The following is a 10,840-nucleotide window of genomic DNA, read 5'->3' on the forward strand; positions in this document are numbered from 1 at the left end:
ATGCAGGGCAGGGTGGGGGCGGTGGACCAGGCGATGGCGCGCGCCGACTTCGACTCCAACGTGGGCCGCGTCAGCGCGGGCGCGGAGTGGTTCGACGGGCGGCTGGCGGGCATGGCCGAGGTCGCCGGCGGCCTGGTGCTGATTGGCGGGCGCGTGCGTCCCACGCGCGCGGTGGACCAGGGCTACGCGCTGGTGCGCGTGAAGGGCGTGGAGGGCGTGGGCGTGCGGCTCAACAACCACGAAATCGGGCGCACGGACGCCAGCGGTGAGCTGGTGGTGACGCGGCTCCAGGCCTACAACGCCAACCGGCTCTCCCTGGCGGACCATCAGGTGCCGCTGGACGTCTACATCCCCTCCACGGAGCAGATGGTGGCCACGTACCAGCGAGGCGGTGTGGTGCTGGACTTCAAGACGCAGAAGGTCCGGGCGTACCGGGGCAAGGTGACCATCGCCTCGGCGGAGGACACGCGCTGGCTGTCCTACGGTGAGATTCGCGTCGAGAGGGACGGAGAGAAGTGGAGCTCACCCATCGGGTGGAATGGTGAGTTCGAGCTGGTGGGCCTGCCCGAAGGCCGCCTGCCGGCGACCGTCATCTACCCCAAGGGCCGCTGCGCGACCTCGCTGGACGTCCCGTCACACGAGGGCAAGGTCATCGACCTGGGAACCGTGAGGTGTGTTCATGACGATGCGAACTAGGGCGGCCACGTTCATCGTGGCAAGCGTCTGCGGACTGCTGCCCGGATGGGCGGGCGCCGTCTGCCAGATTCGCAGCACGGTGGGGGTGAGCTTTGGCACCTACCTCACCACGGACGTGCTGCCCCGGGACTCGGCCGGGAGCATCACCTACCGGTGTGAGGGGCAGCTCACCCCCGTCATCATCGACTTCAGCGCCGGTGGCTCTGGCAACCACCAGGCGCGCGCCATGGCGGGGCCGGGCGCTCCCCGCCTGCAGTACAACCTCTACCTGGACGCGACGCGCCTCGTTGTCTGGGGCAACGGCGCGGGCGGCACGGGGCGCTACGGGCCCGTCATTCCCGTGTTCGGCGCGGAGGTGACGGTGCCCATCTTCGGGCGCATCCCGGCCGGGCAGGCCATCCCCGCGGGGGCCTACTCGGACACCCTGGTGATGACGGTGACCTTCTGAGGGCCCCGGCCCACCGTCACTGGAGCACCGCCAGCAAGTCGCCCCCCTGGACGGAGGCCTTGAGCGCCGGGACGACCTCCGCCACGGTGCCGGCGCGCGGGGCCCGCACCACGGTCTCCATCTTCATCGCCTCCAGGGTGACGAGCGGCGCGCCCGCCTCCACGGCGTCTCCTGACCTGGCGTGCAGGGCGATGACGGTGCCCGGCATGCTCGCCGCGACGTGGTTTGGGTTGGCGCGGTCCGCCTGGCGCCGCGCCTCCACGGTGACGGCGCGGGCGCGGTCCCTCACGTGTACGGTGCGGGTGTGGCCGTTGAGGGCGAAGTAGACGGTGCGCACGCCTTCTTCATCCGGCTCGCCCACCGCGGACAGGCTGATGACCAGCGTCTTGCCCGGCTCCAGGTCCACCCAGACCTCCTGCCCCACCTCCATGCCGTAGAAGTAGTTCGGGGTGTCGAGGATGGACACGTCCTCGTAGCGCCCCAGGTCCTCCAGGTAGCCGGCCATGACACGCGGATAGAGCGCGCTGGAGAGGGCGTCCACGCGGGTGAGCGCGTGGCCTGTCTTCTCGGAGAGCTCGCGCTGGAGCGCGTCCAGGTCCAGCGGCGGCATGCTGGCGGAGGGCCGTCCCTCCACGCGGGGCAGGCCCTTGAGCACGGCGGCGCGCAGGTCCTCCGGGAAGCCGTTGGGCGGCTGGCCCAATTCGCCCCGGAAGTAGCCCACCACGCTGGTGGGGAAGTCCAGCCGCGGCGCCTGTTCAATCAGCTTCTGGCGCGTGAGCGCGGCCGCCTCCGCCAGCGTGGAGGCGCGCACGGTGAGGTCGTTCTTGAGCAGGAAGATGGCGAAGTCACCGACCATCTTCGACGACGGCGTCACCTTCGGGATGTCGCCCACCAGGACGTTCACCAGCGCGAAGGCGTCCTTCACGTCGTTCCACCGGTTCAGCAGCCCCAGCTCCGCCACCTGCGGCCGGAGGTTGGAGTACTGGCCACCGGGAATCTCGTGGTAGTACACCTCGCTGGTGGTGCTCTTGAGGCCGGCCTCGAAGGGGGCGTAGTACTCGCGCACGTCCTCCCAGTAGTTGGCCAGCGGCTGCAGGCGCGCGTTGGCCAGGCCCGTCTCGCGCGGGTGGCCGCGCAGGGCGCTGACCAGCGCGTTCAGGCTGGGCTGGCTCGTCAGGCCCGCCATGCTGCCCAGCGCCACGTCCACGACGTGCACGCCCTGCTCAATGGCCTCCAGGTAGCTGGCGATGCCATTGCCGGACGTGTCGTGCATGTGCAGGTGGATGGGCAGCCGCGTCACCTCGCGCAGGCGCCGCACCAGCATGGCCGCGGCGCGCGGGCGCAAGAGGCCCGCCATGTCCTTGATGCAGAGGAAGTGCGCGCCGGCGTCTTCAATCCGCTTCGCGAGGTCCGCGTAGTAGTCCAGCGTGTACTTCGTGCGCTTGGGGTTGGCGACGTCTCCCGTGTAGCAGATGGCCACCTCCGCCACCTTGCCCGTCGTCAGCACGCGGCGGATGGAGACCTCCATGCTGCCCAGGTCATTGAGGCTGTCGAAGATGCGGAACACGTCCACGCCCGCCTCGGCCGCCTCGTCGATGAAGGCCTCCACCACGTTGTCCGGGTAGCTCGTGTAGCCCACGGCGTTGGCCCCGCGCAGGAGCATCTGCTGGAGCAGGTTGGGCGCGGCGGCCTTGAGCGCGCGCAGGCGGGCCCACGGGTCCTCGTTGAGGAAGCGGTAGGCGGTGTCGAAGGTGGCGCCGCCCCAGCTCTCCAGGCTGAACAAGTCGGAGGCCAGGTGCGCGGTGGCCGGGGCCACGCGGAGGAGGTCCCTCGTGCGCATGCGCGTGGCCAGCAGGGACTGGTGCGCGTCCCGCATGGTGGTGTCCGTCAGCAGCACGCGCTGCTGGGCCAGCACCCAGTCCGCCAGCCCGCGCGGGCCCTGCTCCGCCAGGATGTGCGCGGTGCCCCGAGGCACCGGGCCCGAAGGCGTCACCGGCAGCCGCGGCTCCATGAACCGCGTGGGCTTGAGCCGCTGGTCCTTCTTGATGGTGGGGTGCCCGTTGACGGTGACGTCGCCCAGGTACTGGAGCAGCTTGGTGGCCCTGTCCCGGCGGGGCTCCAGTTGGAACAGCTCCGGCGTCTCGTCAATGAAGCGCGTGTACGTCTCTCCCTGCTGGAAGGCGGGGTGGGCGAGCACGTTCTCCAGGAAGGGCAGGTTCGTCTTCACGCCGCGGATGCGGAACTCGCGCAGCGCGCGCTGCCCCTTCATCACCGCGCCCTGGAACGTGGGTGCGTAGGCGATGACCTTCACCAGCATGGAGTCGTAGTAGGGAGAGATGACGGCGTTGGTGTAGCCGTTGGAGCCGTCCAGCCGGATGCCGAAGCCGGTGGCCGCGCGCCAGGCGGTGATGACGCCCGCGTCGGGCATGAACTGGTGGGCGGGGTCCTCGGTGGTGACGCGCAGCTGCACCGCGTAGCCCCGCGGCACCACGTCCTGCTGCCGGGAGATGCCCACCTCCGGCGCGTCCAGCCGGTAGCCCTCCGCGATGCGGAGCTGGCTCTGCACCAGGTCCACGCCCGTCACCTGCTCGGTGACGGTGTGCTCCACCTGGAGGCGAGCGTTGCACTCGATGAAGTAGAAGGCGTCGCCCGCCACCAGGAACTCGGCGGTGCCAGCGCTGGTGTAGCCCGCCTCGCGCGCCAGCTTCACCGCCGCGTCGCAGAGGGCGTCCTTCACCGCCGGCGCCAGGTTGGGGGCGGGGGCAATCTCAATGACCTTCTGGTGGCGCCGCTGCACGGAGCAGTCCCGCTCATGCAGGTGGACGAGGTTGCCGTGCAGGTCGCCCAGGACCTGCACCTCGATGTGGCGCACGTGCTCCAGGAAGCGCTCCAGGAACACCGCCGAGGAGCCGAAGGCGCTCTTCGCCTCCGAGCGCGCGGAGGCCAGCGCGTCCTCCAGTTCCTGCGCCTCGCGCACCACGCGCATGCCCCGGCCGCCGCCGCCATGGGCCGCCTTCACCAGGACGGGGCCGCCATGCTTCGCGAAGAAGGCGCGGGCCTGCTCCAGCACGTGCGCGTCGTCGCCCTCCAGCGTCACGCCAGGGACCACCGGGACGCCGCACGCCTCGGCCAGGCCCTTGGCGGCGACCTTGTCGCCCATGGTGCGGACCACGTCCGAGCGCGGGCCGATGAAGCGGATGCCGCGGCGCTCACACGCCTCCGCGAAGGCGGCGTTCTCCGACAGGAAGCCGTAGCCGGGGTGGATGGCGTCCACGCCCGCCTTGACGGCCACGTCGAGGATTTCGTCGATGCCCAGGTAGGCTTCCACGGGGCGCTTGCCACGGCCCACGAGGTACGCCTCGTCGGCCTTGTGGCGGTGCTCGTGGGTGCGGTCCTCGTCGCTGTAGATGGCGACGGTGCGGATGCCCAGCTCGTTGCACGCGCGGAAGACGCGGATGGCAATCTCACCGCGGTTGGCGCAGAGGACCTTCTGGATGGGGCGCAGCGACACAGGTTCCATGCGCGCGCTGTATGAATCCCGGGGCCCCGGAGCAACGGCTGCCGGGGCGAACGTCCGATTCAACGCGCGGCGCGCCCCGTGAGCGCCGCGCCGTGCGTCAGGTGCCGGACTGAGAGGGCTGGGCGGCCGGCTGTGGGCCGGTCGCCGTCTCCTCGTAATCCAGGTCCCGGTGGAACGTCTCTTCCAGCCGGGTGAGGGCCAGCAGGGCCAGGCCGAAGCAGACGCTGCCGACGATGAGCGCCGCGGTGGACACCGACAGCTCACCCTTGAGGTAGGCGAAGCCGCTGGCCGCGAGCACCGCCGAGCCCCGCACGAAGTTGGGGACGGTGGTGGCCACGGTGCCGCGGATGTTGGTGCCGAACTGCTCGGCGGCCATGGTCACCAGCACGGCCCAGTAGCCCACGGTGATGCCCATCAGGAAGCTCAGCCCGTACACCATGGTGCTGGTGAGGCCCGGGGTGAGGCCGTAGACGAGCATCAGCAGGAAGCCCGCGCAGAGGTTCATCGCCACCGCGCGCTTGCGGCTCTTGAGCCACTGGCTGAAGACGCCCGCCAGCAAGTCTCCCAGCGTCAGGCCAATGGAGCCATAGAGGATGGCGTTGCCGGCCGTCACGGTGCCCTGGACGTTGAGGCCCGCCGTCAGCTCGGGCGCGAAGGTGAAGAGGATGCCCGTGGTGAAGTAGATGGGTACGCCGACGAGGATGCAGCAGATGTACTTGAGGAACCGGCCGCCGGTGAGGAGCAGCAGCGGGTTGGCGCGCGAGGGGTCCGTCTTCTTGGTGAACAGCTCCGACTCCGACACCTTGAAGCGCGCGAAGAGCAGCGCGATGCCCATGAAGCCGCCCGTGAGGTAGGCCGTCTTCCAGTGCAGGTGCTGGCCCACGAAGGCCGCGGCGACGATGCCGAGCATCCCCAGCGTGGCGACGATGGTGGTCCCCAGGCCGCGCTTCTCCTTGGGCAGGGACTCCGCCACCAGGGTGATGGCCGCGCCCAGCTCACCCGCGAGCCCCACGCCGCCCAGGAAGCGGAAGACCGCGTAGCTGGTGACGTCCCAGGCGAAGGCGTTGGCCAGGTTCGCGAAGGAGTAGAGCAGGATGGAGCCGAACATCACCGACAGGCGTCCGCGCTTGTCGGCGAGCACGCCCCAGAGCAGGCCCCCCACCATCATGCCCACCATCTGCGCGTTGTAGATGAGCAGGCCGCTCTGGAGGATGTCGGACGGGTCGGTGATGCCGATGTCCTTGAGTGATGCGACACGCACCACGCCGAACAGCGTGATGTCGAAGAGGTCGACGAAGTAGCCGAGCCCGGCCACCAGCACGGTCAGGTTGAGGACCGAGCGGAGCTCTCTCAGGAATTTCATACGCCCGATTAACGGACTTTGGCGCGTGAGGAGCAAGCGCCCCGCGCGAGCCGTTTACATGACGCACTGCATGAACCTGAATTCACCTTCAGTCCATGACCTGGGCGAGCGCCTGCTCGATCTGGGACAGGCCGTAGGGCTTGGGCAAGAGGATGGCGCCGGAGATAGGCCCCTTGTCGCCCGTGTCCAGGTGGGTGCCGTGGCCGGACGCGATGATGACGCGCAGGCCCGGCACGTCCTGGACGGCCTGGCGCGCCAGCTCGATGCCGGACTGGCCGGGCAGGCTCACGTCGGTGAACAGGAGGTCGAATGCCCGTGAGCCCAGGAGGGGCGTGGCCTCTTCCGCGCGGGTGACGGCCGTCACCGCGTGGCCCAGCGTCTCCAGCAGCTCGCACGCGGGGAGGCGGATGTACTCGTCGTCCTCCACCAGGAGGATGCGCAGCGCGGTCCGCTTCGCCCGAACGGGGACAGGCGTGGTGGCGCCGCGGGCCGGCTGGGTGGTCTCACGCTGGGCGATGCGGTGCTGCCGGGTGGCCAGGAGCTGGCGGATCTTCCGCGCCAGGTCCTCGCGGCGGTAGGGCTTGCTCAGCAGTTGGACCCCCGGGTCCAGCCGGCCGCCGTGGACGATGGCGTTCTCCGTGTAGCCGGACGTGAAGAGCACCTCCAGGTCCGGGGAGAGGGCCTTGGCCTTCCGCGCCAGCTCGGGGCTGCGGACCGGGCCGGGCATCACCACGTCGGTGAAGATCAGGTCGACGGGGATACCGCTCTGGATGACCGCGAGCGCGCTCTGCCCGTCGGAGGCCTTGAGCACGCGGTAGCCCAGCTCCGTCAGCATCTCCACCGCGGTGGCGCGCACCTCCGCGTCGTCCTCGACGACGAGCAGCGTCTCGTTGCCGCCTTCGACCTGCTCGGGGATGACCTCGGGGCGCGGCAGCTCCGCCTGGAGCGAGCGGGGGAGGTAGATCTTGATGGTCGTCCCGTGGCCGACCTCGCTGTAGATCTTGACGTGGCCGCCCGTCTGCTTGACGAAGCCATACACCATGCTGAGCCCCAGGCCCGTGCCGCGGCCCTCGGGCTTGGTGGTGAAGAACGGCTCGAAGGCGCGCTCCATCACCTGGGGCGGCATGCCGCAGCCGGTGTCTGAGATGGCCAGCAGGACGTGCTGGCCCGGCACGACGTCCGGGTGGAGCTGGGCGTAGTGGTCATCCAGCATGGCATTGCCCGCCTCGACGGTCAGCCTGCCTTCGCCCGACATGGCGTCGCGCGCGTTGATGGCCAGGTTGAGGATGACGTTCTCGAGCTGGTTCGGGTCGGCGAACGCGTTCCAGAGCCCGCCGCCGATGACGGTCTCCAGCGCCACGTCCTCGCCGAGCGCGCGCCGCAGCAGGTCGTCCATGTCGCGGACCAGGCGGCCCAGGTTGATGACCGTGGGATTGAGCGGCTGCCGCCGGGCGAAGGCCAGCAGCTGGGACGCGAGCCGGGCGCCGCGCTCCACCGCGCCCACCGCCGTGGTCAGCCGGCGCTGCGCCTGGGCGTTGTCGCCCACGTCCCGGGACAGGAGCTGCAGGTTTCCACCGATGACCTGGAGCAGGTTGTTGAAGTCGTGCGCCACGCCGCCGGTGAGCTTGCCCACCGCTTCCATCTTCTGGGCCTGCCGGAGGGCGGCCTCCGCTTGACGCCGCTCGGCCTCGCTCTCCTCCAGCGCGCGGGTGCGCTCCCGGACGAGCTCCTCCAGGTGGTCCTTGTACTGGCGCAGCTCGTCCTGGGCGTGCTTCTGCTCCGTGATGTCGTGGCCCTGGACGAAGATGCCGGAGACGGACCCGTCCTGCTCGATGATGGGTTGATACACGAGGTCGACGTAGCGCTCCGTCAGGGTGTCGTCGGGGGTCCGCTGGAGGAAGACCTTCATGCCCCGGCCGACGAAGACCTCGCCCGTGGTGAAGCCACGGTCCAGCAGCTCGAAGTACCCCTGGCCATCCACTTCGGGCAGCGCGTCCCGGATGTGCTTGCCGAGGATGTCCCGGTGCCCGACGAGCTGCATGTAGGCCGCGTTGGCCAGCTCGACGAGATGCTCCTTGCCGCGAAGGAAGCACATGAAGCCAGGCGCCTGCTCGAACAGGCGCCGGAGGTGGCGCCGCTCCTGGTCCAGGTTCAGGTTCGCTTCCTGGACCTGCAGCGCGCGCTGGAAGACGCCTGCTTCCAACTGGGCTGAAGGCGGCTTCACGGTGTCGGCGGACCCGGTCGCGGCCTGGACGGCCTCCTGGAGCCGCTGGAGCTCGGTGATGTCCACGGTGTGCTGGAGGATGTAGGCCACCTCACCCGCGGCATCGAGCAGTGGGATGTGGGTGGCGCTCCAGTAGCGGTGCGAGTTGACGATGCCCTGGTTCGTCAGCTGGGGGACGCGGTAGGCAATCAGGGCCAGGATGTCCGGCGCCCGCTTCTCCAGGACGCGCAGGAAGGACTCCCGGAGCTGCCGGAGATTGGCGTTGTTCGGGTCCGACGGATCGTCCGGGAAGGCCTCGAAGACGTTTCTGCCGAGCAGCTCGTCCAGCTTGCTGGCCGTGACGCGCAGGTACGCCGGGTTGGCGGCGACGTAGCGGAGCTCGCGGTCGAGCAGCATGTACGGGTTGGGTGAGACGTCGAAGAGCGTCTTGAAGTCGATGATGGGGTGCATCGTGCGGCGAAGCTCCTCCCCTTGAGGCGGGTTGCGCCGGCGGGGGGCTGGGCGAGCTACCCTTGAACGGTCTCCCACCGGGACGCCATTGCCTCCGCCGCTGGGACGGTATCTTTGTCGCGCAGGCGACACACTCGGATATCGGCAACGCTCGGCCCCCGAGCGGATGTTCCAAAAACCGCAGTCCTGGATGTGCAATGCCTACATGAACAAATATTCAGCCAGTTTTCGCGGGTTGCACGCGGGCCTGGCGCGCGAGCGGACGGCCAGGTATCGCCAGGGGCGTGCAATGCCTACATGAACGCATTGTCAGTAATTTCAGGAGCGCCCGGTTGCAATGCGGGCAGTGCCTACATGAAGTTCTTTTCAGTGGTTTTTGGCACCCCCGTTCGGCGAGGGGGCGGGCGTCCTGGCGCACCAATGACGGCGAATGTCTGTCATTGACAAGTCAAGATACATAAGTCAGGCATCGTCCGTGTCTGTGATTGACTGTCTGTTGTTGATGATTGTGTTTCACGCGAGGCCCCGGAGACTGCCGGGGCCTCAAGCGGTGCGACCCGGCCTACGCGCCAGCGCGCTGGCGGTTCAGCCGGTCGTAGTGGCGGTAGCCCAGCTTATCGAGCGCGCTCGCTGGCGCGAGGCCGATGTCCACCAGCGTCTTGATGTCATACGTGCCCGCGAGCACGGGCGGCGCGTAGTTCCGGACGGCCTCCTCGCCGCGGAACTTCTCCAGCGGGAAAAGCACGGTGTTCGTGTGCACGTGCATGAAGTGCGCGGCGGACTGGCGCTGCCAGCCCGGCACGCCCGGGGCGGTGATGACGTGCGGCGTGGCGAGGAAGGTGCCACCCGTGAGGATCTCCAGTTGCTGGCCCACCTGCGCCACGATGCAGCCCGCGGGGGCGGTGCCACGCACCTGGAGGCCGTTGGGCGCATCCGGCGTCGCGCGGGTGCGGAGGTAGAGGCCGCTCTTGTTATCGGGGCCGGGCGCGGGGCTTCCTTCCGGGTCCAGGAAGCGGCCGCCCGGGAGCAGGGTGAGCAGGTTGAAGTCGGTGTGCTCCTCGCCCCAGACGATGTCCGTGTTCACCTGGGCGTGGGTGAGCGGCAGGTACTGGAGCGCGCGGGTGACGTGGGCGCCCCGGTCACACAGGTCGGTGAACTGCGTCTCCGGCAGGCCCAGGGCCATGGCGGAGCCGCGGAGCAGCTTCAGGCCGGCCTCATGGAGGGAGCGGCCCAGCGTCATGATGCCGTCCTCGAAGTAGGGCGGGGCGTTCTGGGGCCACACGTTCTCCGGGTACAGCTCCGGGAACTCGAGCGCGGACTGCGCGTCGTTGGGGTAGGGCGCGACGAAGTAGCACTCCTTGAAGTCCGGCTGGCCGTTGCCGGCGACCGCGACCTCGGTGTTCGGAGGCGTCCAGCCGCGCTGGTACCAGATGTCCGCGCGGCCGTAGGGCTTCTTCTCCTCGGCGGGCCGGGCGATGAACGCCGCGAACGCGTCGTAGAACCGGTTCAGCGCCTGGGTGTCGACGCCGTGGTTCTTCAGGTACACGAGACCGAAGACGCCAAAGGCCTCGCGGATCGCCGCGGCGGCGCGCTCGACGCGAGCGGAGTCATCCGACGCGAGGTCGGCGAGGTCGACAGTGGGGATGTTGAGCGAAGAGGTCTCGGCCATGATGGGGCCCAGGTGTACCGCTCCCCGGGAATAAATGGGAGGCCCTGGTGCTCGGACGCGGCAAACCCCGGATCCCCGGCGTGGGCGCCCCTGGCGCAAATCCTGCGCTTCCCCCTGCGCGGCCTGGGGGCTGGGGTTATCGTCCGCCGCCCACCGTCGAGAGGGTCTCCCCCGTGAAGAAGCTCGTCTCCGCCTGGTTCCACATTCCCTTCTGGCAGCGTGTCCTGGGGGCGTTCGTGCTCGGGGCCGTGGCCGGGTGGCTCGTGGGGGCGCCGGCGGGCCCCTGGTTCCAGCCGCTGGGGACGCTCTACGTCAACCTCATCAAGATGATCGCCACGCCGCTGGTGTTCTTCGCGGTCATCAACGCGGTGGCGGCGCTCCACGGGCAGAAGAGCATGGCGGTGCTCGGGGGCAAGACGTTCCTCTGGTTCGCCGTCACCGCGGCGCTGGCGGTGGGGGTGGGCCTGGGC

7 protein-coding genes are annotated in these 10,840 nt (G+C 69.4%); 3 read left to right on the forward strand and 4 right to left on the reverse strand.

The features are described from left to right. On the forward strand, positions 1–696 hold a 696-nt coding region (locus tag HV826_RS34820), incomplete at its 5' end, for a fimbria/pilus outer membrane usher protein (RefSeq protein WP_176421330.1). After that, positions 680–1,144: a spore coat U domain-containing protein gene (locus HV826_RS34825; protein ID WP_217918898.1), complete on the forward strand. Its 465-nt coding sequence runs from the start codon at positions 680–682 to the stop codon at positions 1,142–1,144. The genes HV826_RS34820 and HV826_RS34825, both read left to right, overlap by 17 nt. Before the next feature lie 16 nt (positions 1,145–1,160). On the opposite strand, the gene HV826_RS34830 is transcribed toward HV826_RS34825, so the two are convergent. From HV826_RS34830 to HV826_RS34845, 4 genes are all read right to left on the reverse strand, one after another. Next, positions 1,161–4,664: a pyruvate carboxylase gene (locus HV826_RS34830; RefSeq protein ID WP_176421332.1), complete on the reverse strand. Its 3,504-nt coding sequence runs from the start codon at positions 4,662–4,664 to the stop codon at positions 1,161–1,163. 97 nt (positions 4,665–4,761) lie between these two features. Beyond that, on the reverse strand, positions 4,762–6,027 hold the full coding sequence (locus HV826_RS34835) for an MFS transporter (protein WP_176421333.1): 1,266 nt from the start codon (positions 6,025–6,027) through the stop codon (positions 4,762–4,764). An 88-nt stretch (positions 6,028–6,115) separates the two neighbouring features. Beyond that, on the reverse strand, positions 6,116–8,701 hold the full coding sequence (locus HV826_RS34840) for a response regulator (protein WP_176421334.1): 2,586 nt from the start codon (positions 8,699–8,701) through the stop codon (positions 6,116–6,118). A 562-nt stretch (positions 8,702–9,263) separates the two neighbouring features. Continuing rightward, complete coding sequence (locus HV826_RS34845) at positions 9,264–10,370, reverse strand: isopenicillin N synthase family oxygenase (RefSeq protein ID WP_176421335.1); 1,107 nt, start codon at positions 10,368–10,370, stop codon at positions 9,264–9,266. A 173-nt stretch (positions 10,371–10,543) separates the two neighbouring features. Between HV826_RS34845 and HV826_RS34850 the strand changes: the two genes are divergently transcribed. Then, positions 10,544–10,840: cation:dicarboxylate symporter family transporter (locus HV826_RS34850; protein WP_176421336.1), on the forward strand; the 297-nt coding region annotated here is incomplete at its 3' end.

The organism is Myxococcus sp. AM010 (genome assembly GCF_013372585.1).
GTDB classification, from domain to species: domain Bacteria; phylum Myxococcota; class Myxococcia; order Myxococcales; family Myxococcaceae; genus Myxococcus; species Myxococcus vastator.